18 protein-coding genes are annotated in these 19,085 nt (G+C 72.6%); 9 read left to right on the top strand and 9 right to left on the bottom strand.

The features are described 5' to 3' along the window. Positions 1 to 25: 25 nt before the first annotated feature. Complete coding sequence (locus FFG40_RS12440; RefSeq protein WP_017887280.1) at positions 26 to 274, top strand: type B 50S ribosomal protein L31; 249 nt, start codon at positions 26 to 28, stop codon at positions 272 to 274. A 199-nt stretch (positions 275 to 473) separates the two neighbouring features. On the opposite strand, the gene FFG40_RS12435 is transcribed toward FFG40_RS12440, so the two are convergent. Further along, complete coding sequence (locus tag FFG40_RS12435; RefSeq protein ID WP_027465668.1) at positions 474 to 1,220, bottom strand: 3'-5' exonuclease; 747 nt, start codon at positions 1,218 to 1,220, stop codon at positions 474 to 476. 35 nt (positions 1,221 to 1,255) lie between these two features. After that, positions 1,256 to 2,965 carry a maltose alpha-D-glucosyltransferase gene (gene treS / locus FFG40_RS12430; protein ID WP_027465667.1) on the bottom strand — a complete coding sequence of 570 codons (1,710 nt, stop codon included), beginning with the start codon at positions 2,963 to 2,965 and terminating at the stop codon, positions 1,256 to 1,258. Positions 2,966 to 3,078: 113 nt separating this feature from the next. Between treS and FFG40_RS12425 the strand changes: the two genes are divergently transcribed. After that, positions 3,079 to 4,071 carry an alpha/beta fold hydrolase gene (locus FFG40_RS12425; protein ID WP_250895647.1) on the top strand — a complete coding sequence of 331 codons (993 nt, stop codon included), beginning with the start codon at positions 3,079 to 3,081 and terminating at the stop codon, positions 4,069 to 4,071. Positions 4,072 to 4,076: 5 nt separating this feature from the next. Further along, entirely contained in the window at positions 4,077 to 5,147 is a 1,071-nt protein-coding gene (locus FFG40_RS12420; RefSeq protein ID WP_027465666.1) for a glycosyltransferase family 1 protein, read from the top strand. Between the two features lie 156 nt (positions 5,148 to 5,303). Here FFG40_RS12420 and FFG40_RS12415 read toward each other — a convergent pair whose 3' ends face one another. The 3 genes from FFG40_RS12415 to FFG40_RS12405 form a co-directional block, all read right to left on the bottom strand. Next, the gene (locus tag FFG40_RS12415) at positions 5,304 to 6,035 is read right to left on the bottom strand and encodes a hypothetical protein (RefSeq protein ID WP_138803544.1); all 732 of its coding nucleotides are present in this window, start codon (positions 6,033 to 6,035) and stop codon (positions 5,304 to 5,306) included. A 49-nt stretch (positions 6,036 to 6,084) separates the two neighbouring features. Next, positions 6,085 to 6,723 (bottom strand): histidine phosphatase family protein, encoded by a 639-nt coding sequence (locus tag FFG40_RS12410; RefSeq protein ID WP_111192616.1) that lies wholly within the window; start codon positions 6,721 to 6,723, stop codon positions 6,085 to 6,087. Between the two features lie 74 nt (positions 6,724 to 6,797). Next, complete coding sequence (locus FFG40_RS12405; protein ID WP_138804003.1) at positions 6,798 to 7,631, bottom strand: Sir2 family NAD-dependent protein deacetylase; 834 nt, start codon at positions 7,629 to 7,631, stop codon at positions 6,798 to 6,800. Positions 7,632 to 7,836: 205 nt separating this feature from the next. Between FFG40_RS12405 and FFG40_RS12400 the strand changes: the two genes are divergently transcribed. Then, positions 7,837 to 8,655 carry an RNA methyltransferase gene (locus tag FFG40_RS12400; RefSeq protein WP_138803543.1) on the top strand — a complete coding sequence of 273 codons (819 nt, stop codon included), beginning with the start codon at positions 7,837 to 7,839 and terminating at the stop codon, positions 8,653 to 8,655. Here FFG40_RS12400 and FFG40_RS12395 read toward each other — a convergent pair. The 3 genes from FFG40_RS12395 to FFG40_RS12385 are packed head-to-tail and all read right to left on the bottom strand — an operon-like array spanning position 8,652 to position 12,024. Beyond that, complete coding sequence (locus FFG40_RS12395; RefSeq protein ID WP_138803542.1) at positions 8,652 to 10,241, bottom strand: AtzH-like domain-containing protein; 1,590 nt, start codon at positions 10,239 to 10,241, stop codon at positions 8,652 to 8,654. The genes FFG40_RS12400 and FFG40_RS12395 overlap by 4 nt on opposite strands. Then, positions 10,238 to 11,350 (bottom strand): acetamidase/formamidase family protein, encoded by a 1,113-nt coding sequence (locus FFG40_RS12390; protein ID WP_138803541.1) that lies wholly within the window; start codon positions 11,348 to 11,350, stop codon positions 10,238 to 10,240. The genes FFG40_RS12395 and FFG40_RS12390 overlap by 4 nt, the downstream gene beginning before the upstream one ends. After that, entirely contained in the window at positions 11,347 to 12,024 is a 678-nt protein-coding gene (locus FFG40_RS12385; RefSeq protein ID WP_138803540.1) for a FadR/GntR family transcriptional regulator, read from the bottom strand. The genes FFG40_RS12390 and FFG40_RS12385 overlap by 4 nt, the downstream gene beginning before the upstream one ends. A gap of 146 nt (positions 12,025 to 12,170) precedes the next feature. Between FFG40_RS12385 and FFG40_RS12380 the strand changes: the two genes are divergently transcribed. The 4 genes from FFG40_RS12380 to FFG40_RS12365 are packed head-to-tail and all read left to right on the top strand — an operon-like array spanning position 12,171 to position 16,711. Next, complete coding sequence (locus FFG40_RS12380) at positions 12,171 to 13,484, top strand: amidohydrolase family protein (protein ID WP_138803539.1); 1,314 nt, start codon at positions 12,171 to 12,173, stop codon at positions 13,482 to 13,484. After that, the gene (locus tag FFG40_RS12375; RefSeq protein WP_138803538.1) at positions 13,477 to 14,076 is read left to right on the top strand and encodes a DUF1097 domain-containing protein; all 600 of its coding nucleotides are present in this window, start codon (positions 13,477 to 13,479) and stop codon (positions 14,074 to 14,076) included. Before FFG40_RS12380 ends, FFG40_RS12375 begins: the two co-directional genes overlap by 8 nt. Before the next feature lie 25 nt (positions 14,077 to 14,101). After that, positions 14,102 to 15,334 carry a D-alanyl-D-alanine carboxypeptidase family protein gene (locus FFG40_RS12370; protein ID WP_138803537.1) on the top strand — a complete coding sequence of 411 codons (1,233 nt, stop codon included), beginning with the start codon at positions 14,102 to 14,104 and terminating at the stop codon, positions 15,332 to 15,334. A 42-nt stretch (positions 15,335 to 15,376) separates the two neighbouring features. Then, entirely contained in the window at positions 15,377 to 16,711 is a 1,335-nt protein-coding gene (locus FFG40_RS12365) for a serine hydrolase (RefSeq protein ID WP_185974238.1), read from the top strand. 28 nt (positions 16,712 to 16,739) lie between these two features. On the opposite strand, the gene FFG40_RS12360 is transcribed toward FFG40_RS12365, so the two are convergent. Continuing rightward, positions 16,740 to 17,534 carry an SGNH/GDSL hydrolase family protein gene (locus FFG40_RS12360; RefSeq protein WP_138803535.1) on the bottom strand — a complete coding sequence of 265 codons (795 nt, stop codon included), beginning with the start codon at positions 17,532 to 17,534 and terminating at the stop codon, positions 16,740 to 16,742. Positions 17,535 to 17,557: 23 nt separating this feature from the next. Here FFG40_RS12360 and FFG40_RS12355 point away from each other — a divergent pair, with 23 nt between their 5' ends. Then, positions 17,558 to 18,721 carry an acyl-CoA dehydrogenase family protein gene (locus FFG40_RS12355; protein WP_138803534.1) on the top strand — a complete coding sequence of 388 codons (1,164 nt, stop codon included), beginning with the start codon at positions 17,558 to 17,560 and terminating at the stop codon, positions 18,719 to 18,721. The last annotated feature ends 364 nt before the right edge of the window (positions 18,722 to 19,085 follow it).

Raw genomic sequence — 19,085 nt, 5'->3', positions numbered from 1 at the left:
CCATCACCGCTATCGAGGAATCTCCATGAAGACCGACACCCACCCCGAGTACCGCGCCATCGTCTTCCGCGACCTGGCCTCCGGTGAGACGTTCCTGACGCGTTCGACCGCGAACAGCGACAAGACCATCGAGCTCGACGGTGCGACCTACCCGGTCATCGACGTCGAGATCTCGTCCGCCTCGCACCCGTTCTACACGGGCAAGCAGCGCATCCTCGACTCGGCCGGTCGCGTCGAGAAGTTCAACCAGCGCTTCAAGGGCTTCAGCAAGTAAGCAGCCCCCACGCAACGCCCACGGGCGGTCCTCCTGCAGGAGGGCCGCCCGTTCGCGTTGTGCGGCCGTGGGCCCTGGGCCGCAAGACACCTGTGCGGCCGTGGGCCCTGGGCCGCAAGACACCGGTGTTCGCGCGTCACGCCGCGTTCTGCGGGTGTTCGGCGCGCGAACACCGGTGTTTTGCGGGGGCTGTGCGTGGTCAGGCGCCGTTGCGGTGCGGCCAGCGGCCGTCGGCGGTGAAGTTCGGGTCGCGCTTCTTGCGCATGTAGTCCTGGAACGAGGTGGCCTGCTCGGCACACCAGCCGACCTGCTTGCGGTGGAGTTCCTCGGCGGAGATGCCGAGCTCGTCCGGGTACTTGCCCGCGATGGCCTGGGCGACACGCCCGGCAGCGATCGCGTCGGCTCCGGCGTCGTGGGCGTCGTCGAGCGTGACGCCGTAGAGCTCGGAGGCGGCTTCGAGCGTGCGCTTGCCCTTGCGGAAGGTGTCGAGCGCCTTGTCGATCACCAGCGGGTCGACGACGTTGCCGATGACGGGGGAGGCGAACCCGTGGCGCTTCGCCTCGCGGTCGAGGACGGTGAGGTCGTACGGGGCGTTGTAGATCACCAGGGGGATGCCCCGGGCGAACACGGCCTCGATCGCGGCGATGATCTCGGCCACCACCTCGGCCGCGGGACGTCCCTCGGCCTGGGCACGCTCGGTGGTGTACCCGTGCACGGCGGCGGCGCCCTCGGGGATCGGCACGCCGGGGTCGGCGATCCACGCACCCTCGACGATGGAGGCCCCGGTCATGTCGATGAGGCCGACGTGGGCGGTCACGATGCGGGCCGTCTCCACGTCGACCCCGGTGGTCTCGAGGTCGAAGACGCCCAGCGCGTGCCACCAGGGGCGACCCGTGAGGTCCTGGGACGGAGCGGGCGCGTCGAGCTGTGCTGTGGGGAACGTCACGCGGTCAGGCTAACGGGACGCACCGACACCCCCGACTACCGGGTCGGCGCGCCGACGTGCAGCCAGTAGAACGACTGCGTGCCCATGGTGAGCGTGACGTTGCCGTCCTCGTCGAAGGACGGGAACGAACCGCCGCCGAACAGGTCGTAGAGCGGACGCCCCGCGAACTCCGGAGCGGACACCGTGACCGAGGTCGGGTTCGTCGCGAACGAGAACACGCAGAGGACGTCCTCGGCGGACGGGCCGAACTGCTGGCCGGAGCCCTCCCACGAGCGGACGAAGGCGAGGACCGAGTCGTTGGAGGTCTCCTGCACGTGCAGGGACCCGAGGCCGAACACCGGGTGGGCCTTGCGCGTGTGGATGACGTTCCGGACCCAGTGCAGCAGCGAGCGCGACTGGGCGAGCTGCGCCTCGACGTTGACCTGCGCGTAGTTGTACACGAGCGACTGGACGACGGGCAGGTAGAGCTTGCCCGGGTCGGCGGTGGAGAAGCCGGCGTTGCGGTCCGGCGTCCACTGCATCGGTGTGCGCGACGAGTCGCGGTCCGGCAGCCAGATGTTGTCGCCCATCCCGATCTCGTCGCCGTAGTACAGGAACGGCGATCCGGGCAGCGAGAACAGCAGCGCGTGGATGAGCTCGAGCTCGGCGCGCGAGTTGTCGAGCAGGGGAGCGAGGCGTCGGCGGATACCGATGTTCGAGCGCATCCGCGGGTCGTAGCCGTACCAGCCGTACATCGCCTGCCGGTACTCCTCGCTCACCATCTCGAGCGTGAGCTCGTCGTGGTTGCGGAGGAAGACACCCCACGCCGCGCTGGCCGGCACGTCGAGGGTCTCGGACAGGATCGCCTTGAGCTCGGCGGCGTGCTGGGCACGGAGCGAGTAGAAGATGCGCGGCATCACCGGGAAGTCGAACGCCATGTGGCACTCGGGCTCCTCGTCGGTGCCGAAGAAGGCCGCCGTCTCGCGCGGCCACTGGTTCGCCTCGGCCAGGAGCACGCGGCCGGGGTACTCGTCGTCGACCATGGCGCGGAGCTTCTTGATGAACTCGTGGGTCTCCGGCTCGCCCTCGCCGTTGCCCTCCTCGGACTCGAACAGGTACGGGATCGCGTCGAGCCGGAGCCCGTCGACGCCCATGTCGAGCCAGTGCCGGACGACGTCGTAGATCGCCTCGATGACCGCGGGGTTCTCGAAGTTCAGGTCGGGCTGGTGCGAGAAGAAGCGGTGGAAGAAGAACTGGCGTCGGACCGGGTCGAAGGTCCAGTTGGACTCCTCGGTGTCGACGAAGATGATGCGGATGTTCGAGTAGTCCTCGTCGGTGTCCCGCCAGACGTAGAAGTCGCCGTAGGGTCCGTCCGGGTCCTCGCGGGACTGCTGGAACCACTCGTGCTGGTCGCTGGTGTGGTTGATCACCATGTCGATCACGATGCGCATGTTCCGCTCGTGCGACTTCGTGACGAGCTCGCGGAAGTCGTCGAGCGTGCCGAACTCCGGCAGGATCGCCCGGTAGTCGGCGATGTCGTACCCGCCGTCGCGCATCGGCGACTGGAAGAACGGCGGCAGCCACAGGGCGTCCACGCCGAGCCACTGCAGGTAGTCGAGCTTGCCGATCACGCCCTGGATGTCGCCGATGCCGTCTCCGTTGGAGTCGACGAACGACCGGATCATGCACTCGTAGAAGACCGAGCGCTTGTACCACTGCGGGTCGAGCGTCAGGCCGGGCAGCTGGATCGGGGCTGTGAAGGTCACCGTGCTCCTCGTCGTCATCGACGGACCGGTCGACGGCCCGCCCCGGACACGATAGGCGCGAGATGCTGCGGGTGTCCGGGGTTTCGTGCGGTTCGCTCCCTAGACTGGCGCGGATGCAACCGCCCGTGCTCTCCCCGTACCAGTCGTTGATGGCCGCCACCCCGGTCGTGCACCGGGCCGTCCAGGTCGACGGCCGGACCACGCACTACTGGGTCTACGGGCCCGAGGACTCGGATCGCACCGTGCTCGCCGTGCACGGGTTCCGCGGGGACCACCACGGCCTCGAGACCATCGCCGCGCACCTGCAGGGTGTGCGGGTGATCGTGCCCGACCTGCCCGGCTTCGGCGTGTCCGATCCGCTGCCGGTGTCGGACATCGACGCGTACGTGGCCTGGCTGACCGGGTTCCACGCCGCGCTCGGGCTCGGCCGCGACACCGTGGTGCTCGGACACTCGTTCGGGTCGATCGTGGTGTCGGCCACCGTCGCCGCCGGGCTCGACACCCGACTGCTCGTCCTCGTCAACCCCATCGCCGCCCCGGCCCTGCAGGGACCGCGTGCCGTGGGGACCGCGATCGCGATCGGGTACTACCGCGCCGGCGCGGTGCTGCCGAAGCCGATCGGGCTCGGGATCCTGCGGAACGGCGCGATCGTCCGGGCGATGAGCATCGCGATGCTGAAGTCCCACGACCCCGCGGTCCGCCGGTGGGTGCACGACCAGCACGACCGGTACTTCTCGGCCTTCGCGAACCGCACGAGCGTGCTCGAAGCGTTCCGCACCTCGGTCACCCACGATGTCTCCGAGTACGCGGACCGGATCACGGTGCCCGTGCTGCTCGTCGCGGCCGAGCACGACGACATCACCGCCGTCCCCGAACAGCGCGCACTCGCCGAGCGCCTGCGTGACGCCGAGCTCGTCGTGATCCCGGGTGTCGGCCACCTGGTGCACTACGAGACGCCGGCTCCGGCCGCGGCGGCGGTGCTCCGCCGGATGGCGGACACGACCCGACGGACCGGACGCCAGGGACGCCCTGGACGGGGCGCGGCCACGACGGACAGCCGACCGTCGGGGGCGGGGCGGGCCTCCCGGACGGCGGACGCGTCGTGACGCGCCTGCGCATCGGCATCGACTGCCGGTACGTGCGGATCGGTCGGCACGACGGCATCAGCCGGTTCACCGCCGGGGTCGTCGCGCACCTGCCGGACCGTCACGAGTACGTGCTGCTCGTCAGTGACGAGCGCCAGCTCGAGTCGCTGCCGAGCGACCTGCCGTGGGAGCTGCTGCCCGCGCCGACGGATGCGGGGGAGCCGCTCGTCGCCCGGCGCGTCAACCGGCTCGGGCTCGACGCGGTGTTCTCGCCGATGCAGACGATGGGGTCGCGGGGCCGTCGGTACGCGCTCGTCCTGACGCTGCACGACCTGATCTACTACCGCAACCGCACGCCCCCGCGGGAGTTCTCGTGGCCGCTGCGGCTCGGCTGGCGGGCGTTCCACCTGTCCTGGGCGCCGCAGCGGTTCCTGCTGAACGGCGCCGACGGGGTGGTGACGGTGTCGGAGACGACCGCCGGGCTGATCACCGAGCACCGGCTGACGCGACGACCCGTGACCGTGGCCTACAACGCGGCCGACCCGGCGACACCACGGTCGGCCGGAGCGCCACGTCGACGCTCGCTCGTCTACATGGGCTCGTTCATGCCGTACAAGAACGTCGAGACCCTGGCGGCGGCGCTGCCGCTCCTCGGGGCGGACTGGACGCTGCACTGCATGTCGCGGGTGTCCGACGCCGACCGGGCACGGCTCGAGGGGCTCGCGCCCGCTGGGGCGATCGTGTTCCACGACGGCGCCACCGACGAGGAGTACCTGTCCGTGCTCCGTTCGGCCACGGCGCTGGCGACCGCGTCGTACGACGAGGGGTTCGGCATCCCGCTCGTCGAGGCGATGGGCGTCGGGACCCCGGTCGTCGTCAGCGACATCCCCATCTTCCGCGAGATCGGCGGCTCCGCTGCGGAGTACTTCGACCCGGCGTCGCCGTCCGCCGTCGCCGCGGCCGTCCGGCGGGTCGAGGAACGGTGGGACGAGGCCTCGCGGCAGTCGATCGAGCGTGCCGGCCGGTTCCGGTGGCAGGACTCGGCGGAGCAGGTCGTCCGGGCCGTCGAGCGGGCCGTGGGGGACCGGCGGGGCTGAGGGCTGGTGCTGGTGCGGTGCTGGTGCTGGCGCTCGCGCGGTCTCGCGGTTGGTGCCGATGCCGAACGACGAGGTCGATGTCGTACGACGGCGACGGTGTCGTTCCGCGTCGTCCGCGCCCGCGCTCCCGCCCCCTCACCGGCACCCGCCGCACGATCACTTCGCCGCGATGACCTGCACGTCCGCCCCGGGGAACACCTTCTGGGTCTCCTGGGTCGCCCGCGCCACGATCGGCGGCACCGCGGCTCCCCGACCCGGGGTCCGCACGACGACGAACTGGTCGCCTGGGGTGTCGGACGGGTCACCGCCGCGCTCCCACGAGCAGCGGACCTCGGTGACGCCGCCGATGTGGTCGAGCGTGTCCGCCAGTGCCAGACGCTTCGCCGCGACCTCGCCGGCACCGGTGACGCCGATCTCCAGGTTGCCGAGGTCGGCGATGACCACGACCCGGACGCCGTTGCCGCCCGACTCGTCGGCTGCTCGGCTGATGGCGGCGACCAGGTCACGCCGGGCGGCGGTGTCGAGCGTGGGGTCGGCGCGGACGGTGGCGATGGCGTCGTAGCTCGCGAACGCGGTCTTCGACGGCGTGTGGTGCAGCACGTCGGTGACGCCGGGCAGGTCGCTCACCCGCGTGTCGAACCGGTCGAGCGCGACATCGGGCCGCGGGAAGACCCCGCCGATGCCGTTCTGGACGCTCCCGATGACCGAGCCGAGCACCACCGCGATGACCGCGGCGACCGCCAGGACACTCCCGCCGATGATGAACCAGGTGCGCGCCCGGGTGCGGGTGGGGACGCTGGCCGTCCCGGGACCGAACACCCGGTCGAGGTCGTCGTCCTGCTGGTCGAGGGCGTGCTGGCCGTGTCGGCTGGTTCCGTCGTCGGACATGTCGCTCCCCTCACCCCGGCGTGCGGGTGCGTCGGAGCCTAGTCCCCGGTCAGCCCCGGCGCTCCAAGGGGTTCTGGTACTCGAACGCCGAGCCTCCGGTGGCATCGGACACGTCGTCGATCGGGTCGTCGAACCGGACGAGTTCGGCGTGGAAGCGCTCGGGGTCCCACCGGAACGAGTGGATGGACCCGTTCCGGATCGGGGTGTGGCGGCGGTCGGCGGTGCCGGGGGCTGCGGCGTTCACGACGCTGCGGATCACCGCGCCGTGGGTCGCGACCACGACGACGCCGGCGTCGAACCGGACCGCGATCTCGCCGAGGGTCTCGGTGACGCGGGCGAGCAGCGCGGAGCGGGACTCCCGGCCGGGGATGTCGTCGTGCGGGTACCGTGCCGACACCTCGTCGTCGGTCAGGCCCTCGGCCTCGCCGTAGGAGCGCTCGGCCAGGCCCGGGTACGTCGTCGGTGCGTCGAGGCCCAGGCGGTCGGCGATGATCGCGCCCGTCTCGGCCGCACGCGACAGCGGGGACGCGACGACCGCGTCGAACGGCCGGCGGGTCAGGAGCTCGGCGGCCTCGGCGGCCTGCCGTCGTCCGGTGTCGTTGAGCGGGATGTCGGTCGAGCCCTGGATGCGGCGCTGCGCGTTCCAGTCGGTCTCGCCGTGCCGGACGAGGTACAGGAGGGTCGTCACCCGTCGATCTTCGCAGACGCACCCGGCAGGCCCGTCCGGGGACCGCGCAGCCCCGTCCGCCGACCGCGACCGCGCTAGTCGGTCGAAGCCGCCGCGCTGAGCCGCTCCGCCAGGTGCACGAGCGTCTCGGTGGTGCCGGCCTCGAGCTTCACGGCCGCGCGTCGGTCGCTCCGGGTCTCGCCGCGGTTCACGATGACCACCGGGTTCTTGCGGCGTGCAGCGTGGTCGACCAGCCGCACACCCGAGTTCACGGTGAGGGAGGAACCGACGACGAGCAGCGCGTCGGCGTCGGCGACGATCGACACGGCCTCGCGGAACTTCTCGGCCGGCACGAACTCGCCGAAGAAGACGACGTCGGGCTTCAGGTCGCCGCCGCACACGGAGCACGCGGGGACGACGAACCGCTCGACGTCGGCGATCTCGACGTCGCCGTCCGGCTGCAGCTGCACGGACCCGGGCTCGTCGATCCAGGGGTTCGCCCGGTCGATGGTGGCGGCGAGGTCGGAGCGGGAGAACACCTGGCCGCACCGCAGGCACACGGCGCGGTCCATCGAGCCGTGGATCTCGACGACGCGGCGGGACCCGGCGCGCAGGTGCAGACCGTCCACGTTCTGCGTGATGACCCCGGCGACGATCCCGGCGTCCTCGAGTGCGGCGAGCGCCCGGTGCCCGTCGTTCGGCACGGCGGCCGCGAAGCTCCGCCAGCCCAGGTGTGATCCGGCCCAGTAGCGCTGACGCTTGGCGGGGTCGGCCAGGAACTCCTGGAACGTCATCGGCTTGCGCACCACCCGCCCGGCGCCGCGGTAGTCGGGGATGCCGGAGTCGGTGCTCAGACCGGCACCGGAGAGCACGGCGATGCGCTTGCCGCCGAGCACCTCGACGACGCGGTCCAGGTCGTCGGCGGTCACCGATCCGGCGGCCGCCCCGGTGGTCGGTCCGGTCGTCGACGCAGCATCATCCAGCACCCTGTTCACGGTACCCTCAACACCCGACCGTCCCGGTCGCTTCCCAGGCGGAGCGGACCATCCACGGATGCGCTCCAGCGCCGCCCCACCGGACCCACGCCGCGCCCCACACCACCCACACTCCCCGCACCACACCGAAACGAGCCCCGTGCACCCCGTCCGCATCGACTCCCTCGACGATCCCCGTCTCGACGACTTCGCCCGGCTCACCGACGTGGCGCTCCGCCGGGTCTCGGAGCCCGAGGGTGGCCTGTACATCGCCGAGTCGAACACGGTCATCGAGCGCGCGGTCCGAGCGGGCCACGTGCCCCGGAGCATCCTCGTGCAGGAGAAGTGGCTCGACAGCGTCCTGCCCCTGGTCGCGGAGCACGACGGCCCCGTGTTCGTCGGTGCCGACGCCCTGCTCGAGGAGCTCACCGGGTTCCGCATGCACCGCGGTGCGATCGCCGCGATGCAGCGCCCCGAGCTGCCGAGCGTCGCCGACGTGGTGCGGGACGCGAAGGTCGTCGTCGTGCTCGAGGACATCGTCGACCACACGAACGTCGGCGCGGTGTTCCGCAGCGTCGCCGGCCTGGGCGCCGACGCGGTGCTCGTCAGCCCGCGGTGCGCCGACCCGCTCTACCGCCGGAGTGTCCGCGTGAGCATGGGCACGGTCCTGCAGGTGCCGTGGACCCGCATCGGCGACTGGCCCGCAGCGGGCGAGGAACTCCGCGCGCAGGGCTTCCACCTGGCCGCGATGGCACTGACCGACGAGTCCGTCGACCTCGACGCCTTCGTGGCTGATCTGCCCGACAGGGTCGCGCTCCTGATGGGCACCGAGGGGCAGGGGCTGACGCCGGCCGCGATCGCGTCGGCCGACACGACCGTCCGGATCCCGATGGCGCACGGCGTCGATTCGCTCAACGTGGCCGCGGCGAGCGCCGTGGGTCTGTGGGCGGTCACCCACGCCCGGCGGCTCGCCTCCTAGCGCACCACCGAGACCGTCGGGAGGCCCGGGGCGGCCTGGTCGGGCAGCATGCCCCCGGCGCGGATCACCAGGGCACGGTCGGTGGCCGGCCCACCGACCAGGCAGACGCCGACGGGCGCGCCGTCCACGGTCAGCGCCGGTGCGCTCAGCGCGGGCAGCCCACCGACGCTCGCGAGCGCGGTCATCGCCGTGGTGGCGGTGCGGGTGCGCTCGAGCGCCGCGGTGTCCGCGTGGAGCAGGGGTGCGGGTCCGGGGACGGTCGGGAACAGCAGGGTCCGACCGTCCAGGGCACGGCGGATCGTCGCACGGACCTCGTCGAGACGTGCCACGGCGTCCGCGGTGGCGTCGGGGTCGTTCGCCCGTGCCACGCGGAACCGGTCACCGACGACGGTGCTCAGGGCGCCGGGGTGCGCGTCGATCCAGGGGCCGTGGGCGGCGAGGGCCTCGGCGGCCTGGACGAGGCGCATCTGCTCCTGCAGCGCTGCGGGGGCCGGGATGCCGAGGTCGCGCAGTCGGACGGTCGCGACGGGTTCGTCGAGCGCTTCGACGAAGGCGGCGAAGGCGCGGGCGACGGCCGGTTCGACGAGTGCGACGAATTCCTCCGGCACGACGAGCACTGTCGCATCGAGCGTCCCGCCGGGCGCCGACGGTGGCGGGACGGTGGCGTCGAGTGCGGCGAGCAGCACCACCGGGCTCCGCGTGAGCCACCCGACGGTGTCGAACGACGGCGCGAGCGGGAGCAGCCCGTCGCGGGACACCGAGCCGTGGGTCGTCCGGAGGCCCCAGAGCCCCTGGTACGAGGCGGGGACCCGGACCGATCCCGCGGTGTCCGTGCCGATCCCGATCTCGGCCGTGCCGAGGCCGACGGCCGACGCGGATCCGCTGGACGAGCCTCCAGGCAGTCGGGTGGGAGCCGCGCTGTTCGGCGGCGTGCCGTGGTGCGCGTTCCGGCCCGTCAGGTTGTACGCGAACTCGTCGGTGCGCGCGATCCCGCGGATCGAGGCACCGGCGGCGAGGAGCGCGGCGACCGCTGCGGCGGGCGCGGTCTCGACCGGTGCTTCGCGCAGGTACGTCGGGTTGCCCGCGCCGACCGGCTGGCCGGGGACCGCGTAGAGGTCCTTGACGGCGACGGTCAGGCCGTCGAGCGATCCGGAGGCGGTGGGGGCGACGAGCGGGTCGCCGACGGCCCGCCAGACGGTGGTGTCGACGGCCCTGGGGCGGCCGGTGACGTGCGCCGCTTCGATGCGCCAGCCGGTGCCGCCGTCGCGGCACCAGAGCTGGGTCTGGAGGCCCTGCCCACCCGCGGCGAAGCGGGACACCGACACGACGAGGGCGCGGTCCTCGGTCAGGGGGCGGACCTCGACGTGCGTCAGCGACCGGGTGGCGACCCCACCCCGTGCCCCGCGGAACGCGCTGATCGCGTCGTGCCCGACGAGCAAGCCACGGTCGTCGCCGCGCATCGTGCCGGGGGAGTCGACGAAGGCGGCGTCGAGGGCGTCGAGGTCGTTCGCCAGCAGGGCGGTCTCGTAGGCGTCGAGCGCCTCGAGCAGTCCGTCGGGCGCCGTCGACGTGGCGGACGTGGTCATCGGACGGGCTCCTCGAAGTCGGCCTTGCGGATGCGGGCGTGGACACCGGTGACCAGGTCCACCACCTGCGAGATGTTGAAGTCGGTCGCCGCGGACAGGTACGCGTACGCCAGGTGGCGTTCCATGCCCCAGCGCGCGCCGAGGATCGCGACGGCGTGCCGGACGCACTGCCGGACGGCCTCGTCGAGGTCGGGGTCCATGCCGGTGGGCACGAGGAACTCCTGCGTCTCGGCGACGGGCCAGACCAGGTCCCCGAACCGCGCGGTCGCCTCGGCGGCCGGGGTCAGGTCGAAGCGGATCGTGGCGCGGAGCGAGGCCTCCATCGCGGTGAGCGCCACCTCGCCGTCGCCCTGGGCGAAGTGCGGGTCACCGACGTGGGCGAGCGCGCCGGGGACGAGCACCGGCAGGTGCAGCTGCGAGCCGGCCTGCAGCAGGTTGACGTCGATGTTGCCGCCGTGGCGACCGGGCGGGACGGAGTGCAGCCGCTCCCCGGGGGTGGCGACGCCCATGATCCCGAGGAACGGGGCGAGGGGGAAGTGCGCGAAGCGGTCGCGGGCGGCGGTGAGCGGGATGCGGCCCCGCCGGCCCTGCTCGGTGTCCACGACGTCGGCGAAGACGCTCACCGTCGTGCCGTCGACCGGGAACTCACCGTGCAGGGCACCGCGGCCGTGCCGGTTCGACACGACGCCGTAGTGCACCCGGGGCAGGGTCTCGAGGACCGTCATGGTCAGCACGTCCCCGGGACGGGCACCGCGCACCGCGATCGGCCCGGACACCACGTGTGGACCGTCCGCCGCGGGGTCGCGGTGGCCGGAGCGGGCGATCGCGACGGCGTCAGCGAGAACGTGCTCCGGTGCGACGCCGTGGTCGCCGAACCAGGCAACGGGGTCGCTGCCCTGGTCGGGGAGGATCCCCTCGTGGCTGACCGTGTCGATGGTGACCGACTCACCCGGGGCGATGGTCAGGGCCGGGGTGTCACCCCCGCCCGGCAGGCGACCCCACAGGACGGTCTCCGGGTCGACGGGCAGGGAGTGGTCGCCGCGGACGGGTCCGGCGCCGGGCTGCAGGGTCGCCACCGCCGGGGCGGTGGTCTCGTGTGCGGTGGTCATCGGTCCGTCCTCCGTCCGACCAGGTGGGCCACGTCGGCGAGGTGGTCGGCCATCGCCTGCGTCGCGCCCTCGACGTCGTGCTCCCGGATCCGCCCGAGGATCCGCTCGTGCCACTCGAACGACGACCGGCGCCCCTCGCTGGTGCTGTGCGAGCGGGCACGGACGTCCTGCACCCAACCGCTGCTGAGCTCGCACAACGACACGAGCAGGGGGTTGCCCGAGGTGCGGGCGACCTGCACGTGGAAGGCGACGTCCTGGGCGAGCGACTCCTCCGGGCTCAGACCAGCGTGCGTCGCGGCGAGGATGCGTTCCAGGGTCAGCAGGTCGGCCTCGCCAGCCCGCGCCGCCGCGAGTCCGGCGACCTGCGGCTCGACGACGGTCCGGAACTCGGCGACGTGCTCGGCCCGGTGGTCCAGGTCGTCGCGGTGGTGGTCGAGCAGGGCGGACGCCTCCTCCGGTCGCGGCAGCACGACGGTGCCACGGCCGGGGGTCCGGGAGACCAGGCGCCGGCGCTCGAGTTCCTGCAGCGCCTCGCGGATGGTCGTGCGGGACACGGCGAGGTCCTCGGCGAGGGTGCGTTCCGGCGGCAGCTTGTCGCCGGGCTGCAGGTCGTCGAGCACGAGCGTGCCGAGGTGGGCGGCGGTCGCCGCGCTCAGGGTCCGTCCACGGTGCATGCCCTCGACCGTAGGGCCGGTTGGTCTGCTTGGTTCATTGGTACGACCATCTTTTACACGGCCGTCACACGCGGCGTCGGAACCCGAAACACGGCGGGCGAATGGTGGAGCACGTCCCACCCGCACCGACCGGAAGAGGGTTCGACGTGGACCTGGTCCTCACCAACGCACGGCTGACCGACGGCCGCTCCGTCGACGTCGCGATCGCCGACGGCGTGATCGTCAGCGTGACCGACGCGCTGCCCGGTCCGGGCTCGGCGCACGGCACCGCCACCGGTGCTGCTCCCACCCGCGTGGTCGACTGCGCCGGGCGCGTGGTCATCCCCGGGCTCATCGAGGCACACCTGCACGTCGACAAGGCCCTGCTCGACCGGGAACGCCCGAACCCCGACGGCACCCTCGCCGGCGCCATCGCCGTCACGGGGGAGCTCAAGCGCGGCTTCACCCACGCCACCGTCCGCGACCGCGCCCGCACCCTGCTCGACCAGGCCGTCACGAACGGCACGACGCTCGTCCGCGCACACCCCGACGTCGACCCGATCGTCGGGCTCACCGGCGTCGAGGTGCTGCTCGGCCTGCGCGACGAGTACCGGGACGCCCTCGACCTGCAGATCGTCGCGTTCCCCCAGGAGGGCATCGCCAAGGCGCCGGGCACCCTCGCACTGCTCCGTCAGGCGCTCGCCGCGGGGGCGGACGTCATCGGGGGCTGCACCTACAACGAGCACACCCTGGCCGCGTGCCACGAGCACGTCGAGACGGTCCTGGACCTCGCCGAGGAGTTCGGGGTGCCGGCCGACCTGCACGCCGACTTCGCCGACGACACCTCCGACCCGCGGTACGCCCTCGCCGGGCACATCGCCGACCGCGTGACCGCCCGCGGGCTGCAGGGACGGGTGGCGCTCGGTCACGTGACCTCGGTCGCGAGCCTGCCCCGCGGCGAGCGCCGGCTGCTGTTCGACCGCCTCGCTGCCGCCGGGGTCGCCGTCGTGCCGCTGCCCGCGACCGACCTGCACCTCGGGGGACGGTCCGACGACCACGACGTGCGGCGCGGGGTCGTGCCGGTCCGCGAACTCTGGGACGCCGGTGTGACGAGCGCCTACGCGTCGAACAACGTCCGGAACGCCTTCACCCCGTTCGGCAACGCCGACCTGCTCGACGTCGGGCTGCTCCTGGCGCAGACCGGGCACCTGTCCGGCCCGGACGACCTGCGCCGGGTGCTCGCCATGGCCACCACCGGCGCGGCCGAGGTCGTCGGCGTCGCGGACAACCACGGCATCCGGCCCGGCGCCGCCGCCGACCTCGTCGTGCTCTCCACCACCGACCCGGACGGCGTCCTGCTCGACCGGCCGGACCGTGCCCTCGTCCTCAAGCGCGGCCGGGTCGTCGCCGAGACCACCCGGACCGTCCGTCTCACCACCAGCCGCACCACGAACCGATCGAAGGAACTCAGCCATGCGTGAACGGATCCCGCACGAGATCGTCGCCTCCGTCCTGGCCGGTGCCACGGCGTTCATCGGGGGCAACGCCCTGCACCTGCCGACCTGGGCGATCTTCATCAGCTGGGCGGGGATGTTCCTGCTCGGCGGCAAGCCAACATTGCGGAATGCCACCCGCCTGTGGGCCGCGATGCCGATCGGGTCGGCGTTCGGCCTGGTCATCGTCCTGCTCGACCAGCGGTTCGGCACCCTGCTCGGCGAGGGGCAGGCGGCGCAGAACACCGTGCTGGCGCTGCTCATCCTCGTCGTGAACTGCGCTCTGATGTACACGGGGCGGACGAAGCTGTTCGGGCTCGTCCCCGGGATGTTCCTCGGGTTCGCCTCGTTCTTCGCGACGTGCTTCGGCGGCTTCGGCTTCGACCCGGGGAACGCCTGGGCAGCCTGGGTGTCGGTCGTGCTGATGAACGCGCTCGGTCCGGTGTTCGCGTACCTGTCCCGCCGCCTGACCTTCGCCCGGCCCGAGCCGGCCGGCACCGTCGTCGCGGCCGACGCCGGTGGCGCAGCGGCCCCCGCTCCGGAACGCCAGCCCGACCAGCCCGTCGCAGCCTCGGCCTAGGAGCGGACCGGTACGCTCGGGTCCCGTGTCACCAGTCGTCCGCCGCCCCCGCTCCGCCGTCCGGAGGCCGGTCACGATCTCGGTGGTCGCCGTCCTGATCCTGGTGGCCGGGTACCTCGTCGCCGCGGCCGTCGTGCCGTTCGGCCCGGCGAGCGCCAGCACCACCACCTACTCGGCACCGAAGACGACCGTCCCGGCCCTGAGCTTCCCGGGGTACGGCGCGACGGCGGTCGAGGCGACGGACTTCCCGGAGAGCCTGCGCACCAGCGGCGACACGAAGCCACGGTCGATCGCGAGCATCACGAAGGTCGTCACGGCGCTCGTGGTGCTCGACGAGAAGCCGATGGCCGCGGGGGAGTCGGGACCGTCCATCCGCTTCACGAAGCAGATGGAGGGCCTGTACGCCAAGTACGCGGCGCAGAACGGCGAGGTCGCCCCGATGCCGGCCGGTCTGCAGCTCACCGAGCACCAGGCGTTCCAGGTGATGCTGATGAAGTCGGCGAACAACTACGCCGGCGCGCTCGCGATCTGGGCCTTCGGGTCGATCGCCGCCTACGAGCACGCGGCGGACGACTGGCTCGACGAACACGGTCTGGACGACACGACGATCCACGAGCCGACCGGCCTCGACCCGGACAACACCTCGACCGCCACCGACCTGGTCGAGCTCGGGCAGCTCGCGCTGGCGAACCCGGTCGTCAAGGACATCGTCGGCACCAAGGACGTCACGATCCCGACGGTCGGTGAGATCGAGAACTCGAACAAGCTCCTCGGGCTCGACGGTATCGAGGGGATCAAGACCGGCACCCTCGACGAGGCCGGCGCCTGTCTGCTGTTCGCGGCGACGTACGAGCGCGGTGGCAGGGACGTCACCGTCGTCGGTGTGATGCTCGGCGGTGTCGACCACGATTCCCTCGACGTCGACGTGCAGCGGTTGCTGCGGTCCGTGGCGGACAACTTCCAGGTGGTGACGCTCACCCACCAGGGGCAGACCTTCGGCACCTTCTCGACCCCGTGGCAGGACGAGGCCGACGCGGTCACGACGAAGGCCGCCGAGGTACTCGTGTGGGGCAAGACCACCGTCACCGCGAAGGCGAAGCTGCAGCAGGTGACCTTCGGCACGAAGGGCGAGCGGGTCGGGCAGGTCCGGTTCCGCATCTCCGACCACGACCCGGTCACGGTGCCGCTCGCGCTCGAGCGCACGATCGACGACCCCGGCGTCTGGTGGCGCTGGACGAACCCGTTCCAGGGGGCGTGACGCCCGTCGACCGCCGACCGTAGAGTCGGTCGGGTGACGACGATGACGACGTTCCCCCGGACCACCCCCGCCGCCCTCGGCATCGATCCCGGCGGCGTGACCGCCCTGCTCGACGCCCTCGAGTCCACGCCCGACGTGGAGCCGCACAGCATCATGCTGCTCCGGCACGGCCAGGTGGCGGCCGAGGGCTGGTGGCAGCCCTACGCCGCCGGCCGCGTGCACCTGCTCTACTCGTTGAGCAAGAGCTTCACCGCCGCCGGGGTCGGCATCGCCGTCCGGGCGGGCCTGATCGACCTCGACGCGACCGTGCTGTCGTACTTCCCGGAGCTCGACGCCGACGTCACCGACGAGCGCAGCCGCCGCATCCGCGTCCGGCACCTGCTCGCGATGGCGAGCGGCCACCGCGAGGAGACGATCGACCGCGCCCAGGCCCTCGACCCGACGAACACGGTGCGCGGGTTCCTGCTGCTCCCGCCGGACGCGGAGCCCGGCACGGTCTTCGCCTACAACCAGCCGTGCACCTACACCCTCGCCGAGATCGTCCGGCGGGTGACCGGCGGTTCCCTCGTCGCGTGGCTCCGCCCGCACCTGCTCGACCCGCTCGGCATCGACGACCTCGCCTGGCGCCGCGACGACACCGACGCGGAGCTCGGGTACAGCGGGTGCTACGCCCCGACCGACGCGGTCGCCAAGCTCGGCCAGCTGTACCTGCAGGGCGGCGTCTGGGACGGCGAGCGGATCCTCGACGCCGACTGGGTCGAGCAGGCGACCAGCACGCAGGTCGCCAACCCGGACGAGGCCAACCCCGACTGGTCCCAGGGCTACGGCTTCCAGTTCTGGATGGCCCGCCACGGCTTCCGCGGCGACGGCGCCTACGGTCAGTTCTGCGTCGTCCTGCCGGAGCAGGACGTCGTGCTCGCGATGACCGGCCAGAGCCTCGACATGCAGGCCGTCCTCGACGCGGTCTGGGAGCACCTGCTGCCCGCCGTCGACCGCGCGTCCGACGCGGCCTCGGCATCCGCCCTGGAGGCCCGGCTCGCCTCCCTGGGACTGCCCGCCGTGGACGGTGGTCCGCTGCAGGGCCTCGCCGACGTCGGTCCGCTGGCCCGCGACGGCGACGGGTGGCGGCTCACGCTCGACGTCGACGGCGGCTCCCTGTCGGTGCCGGTCGGGCAGGGGGAGTGGGCCGCCGAGGGCCCGCTCGCCGCGAGCGGTGCCGTCGCGGACGACGGGACGGTCCGTGTCGACGTGCGGTTCGTCGAGACCCCGCACCTGGCGCACGTCCGGATCGACCCCGCCACGGGATCGACGACGACGAGCTGGCAGACCGAGCCGCTGCACGACGGACCGCTCACGCTGCGGCGCCCCGCGGACTGAGGGCCCGCGGCTCCGCGCCGCGTTGCGTCTACGGGGTGTCGGAGGGGTGCTCGGTCACGATCTGCAGCTCGGGTCGCTTCGCCGACACCCCGTCGCCGGACGAGGTGTGCTTGATGCGCCGGACCACCCACGGCACCAGGTACTCCCGGGCCCAGCCGAGGTCCTCGGCGCGGGCCTCGCGCCACGGCCGAGCCTCGAGCGGGTCCGGGTTGAACGGTTCGAGCCCGTGCGGCACGCCGAGGGTGTCGAGCACCGCCGCGGCGATCGTCGAGTGGCCCATCGGGGAGTGGTGCAGGCGGTCTGGAGCCCACATCCGCGGGTCCCGGAGCACCCGGAGTGCCCACATGTTCGCCACCAGGGCGCCGTGCTTCAGGGCGATGGCGTGCAGGTTCTCGTTGTAGATCGCCGTCTTGCCGCGGACCATGCCGAGCACCGGGGTCATCCCGACGTCCGGGCCGGTGAACAGCACGACGGTGGCTCCGTCGCGGCGCAGGTCGGCGACGAGCCGGTCCACGCGCTCGGCGAGCTCGTCCGGGTCCGAGCCGGGGCGGATGATGTCGTTGCCGCCGGCGGACACCGTGATGAGGTCCGGGTGCAGGGCGACGGCGGCCTCGGCCTGCTCGTCGACGATCTGCTGCAGCAGCCGCCCGCGGATCGCGAGGTTCGCGTACGCGAAGTCGTCGGTCTGGTGTGCGAGCACCTCGGCGACGCGGTCCGCCCAGCCGCGGTTGCCGCCCGGGACGGTGGGGTCGGGATCCCCGATCCCCTCGGTGAACGAGTCACCGATCGCGACGTACCTGGTCCAAGGATGACGATCTGACACGTTCCGGACCCTAGTCTCGTGGCATGACGAAGGCCAACACGCACGCCGTCGGCTGGTCGGTGCCGGACGAGCTGCTCGACCGCATCGCCGAGCGCGCCCCCGTCTACGACGCCGCGAACGCGTTCTGCACCGAGGACCTCGACGAGCTCCGCGCCGCCGGCTACCTGCGGATCGGTGTCCCCCTCGAGCAGGGCGGGGCGGGGCTCGGCCTCCGTGGCACCGCGCGGGTGCAGCGCGCCCTCGCCCAGGCCGCGCCGGCGACGGCACTCGGCCTCGGCATGCACCAGGTGTGGGTGCAGGCGGCCCGCGCCGTGCGTGCGCGAGGCGAGTCGTTCCTCCAGTCCGTCACCGACCACGCTGCGGACGACCACCTGCTCGCCTTCGGGGTGAGCGAACCCGGCAACGACGCCGTGCTGTTCGACTCGTCGACGACGGCGGAGCCGGACGGCGACGGCGGGTACCGGTTCACCGGCACGAAGGTGTCCACGTCCCTCGCACCGGCGTGGGACGTCATGAGCGTCTTCGGCAAGGACACCTCGGGGTCGGAGCCACGGCTCGTGCACGGGTTCGTCCTGCGGTCCGACGGTGACGTCGAGCACCTGGACGACTGGGACACGCTCGGGATGCGCGCGACGCAGAGCCGCACCACGAAGCTGCACGGTGTGCACGTCCCCGCCGACCGCATCGTCCGGTCGCTGCCGGTCGGGCCGAACCAGGACCCGCTCGTGTTCGGGATCTTCGCGTCGTTCGAGCTCCTCATCGCGTCGGTGTACGCCGGGGTCGCGGAGCGGGCGATCACGCTCGCGACGGCCGCCGTCGCAGGTCGCACGGCGGCCGACGGCACCAGGCGGTCGCAGGACCCCGACGTGCGCCGGGCGATCGCCGACCTGCGCGGTGCGGTCGACGCGATCACGCTGCAGATCGACTCGCTGGCGCGGTCGGTCGACGAGCTCGACGACCTCGGTGCCCGCTGGTTCCCGCTGCTCGTCGGCACGAAGGCCCGGGCCGTGGACACCGCGCAGCACGTCGTGGACGAGGCCATGCGAGTCGTCGGCGGCTCGGCCTTCCGGTCGTCGAGCGAGCTGGCGCGGCTGTCGCGTGATGTCCGGGCGGGGCAGTACCACCCGTCGTCGCGGGACTCCGCGGCGCGGACGATCGCCGCGTCGGTGCTCGGCCCGCTCGGCTGAGCGCTGCGCGCTTGCCGCCTGCCGCCTGCCGCCGGCCTGGTGCGAGGTTGGCGTGGCGGCGCACGGTGCCGGGTCCGTCGGCCGGTGCGAGCGTGGTCGCTCGGTGCTGCCCTGTGGCGCCGCACGGCGCAACTAACTCGGCACCGAGTTGTGAAGGGCGCACGGTGCGGTGGGCGATTGCGTGGCGGCGCACGGTGCCGGGTCCGTCGGCCGGTGCGAGCGTGGTCGCTCGGTGCCGCCCTGTGGCGCCGCACGGCGCAACTAGCTCGGCACCGAGTTGCGAAGGGCGCACGGTGCGGTGGGCGAGCAACAGCGCACGACGGGACGAACCTCGCACCGAGCGGCCGTGAGCACCCCCGGCACG

Source organism: Curtobacterium sp. KBS0715 (assembly GCF_005938005.2).
Lineage (GTDB): Bacteria > Actinomycetota > Actinomycetes > Actinomycetales > Microbacteriaceae > Curtobacterium > Curtobacterium flaccumfaciens.
The sequence above is the reverse complement of the archived record's forward strand: the minus strand, read 5'-3'. Positions and strand labels throughout refer to the sequence as shown.

Bases quoted from the DNA above. Each gene is read 5' to 3' on its own strand.
- FFG40_RS12390 (WP_138803541.1), bottom strand. From the start codon at position 11,350: ATGACCACCGCACACGAGACCACCGCCCCGGCGGTGGCGACCCTGCAG.
- FFG40_RS12385 (WP_138803540.1), bottom strand. From the start codon at position 12,024: ATGCACCGTGGACGGACCCTGAGCGCGGCGACCGCCGCCCACCTCGGC.
- FFG40_RS12365 (WP_185974238.1), top strand. From the start codon at position 15,377: ATGACGACGTTCCCCCGGACCACCCCCGCCGCCCTCGGCATCGATCCC.
- FFG40_RS12375 (WP_138803538.1), top strand. From the start codon at position 13,477: ATGCGTGAACGGATCCCGCACGAGATCGTCGCCTCCGTCCTGGCCGGT.
- FFG40_RS12415 (WP_138803544.1), bottom strand. From the start codon at position 6,035: ATGTCCGACGACGGAACCAGCCGACACGGCCAGCACGCCCTCGACCAG.
- FFG40_RS12425 (WP_250895647.1), top strand. From the start codon at position 3,079: ATGCAACCGCCCGTGCTCTCCCCGTACCAGTCGTTGATGGCCGCCACC.
- FFG40_RS12395 (WP_138803542.1), bottom strand. From the start codon at position 10,241: ATGACCACGTCCGCCACGTCGACGGCGCCCGACGGACTGCTCGAGGCG.
- FFG40_RS12355 (WP_138803534.1), top strand. From the start codon at position 17,558: ATGACGAAGGCCAACACGCACGCCGTCGGCTGGTCGGTGCCGGACGAG.
- FFG40_RS12440 (WP_017887280.1), top strand. From the start codon at position 26: ATGAAGACCGACACCCACCCCGAGTACCGCGCCATCGTCTTCCGCGAC.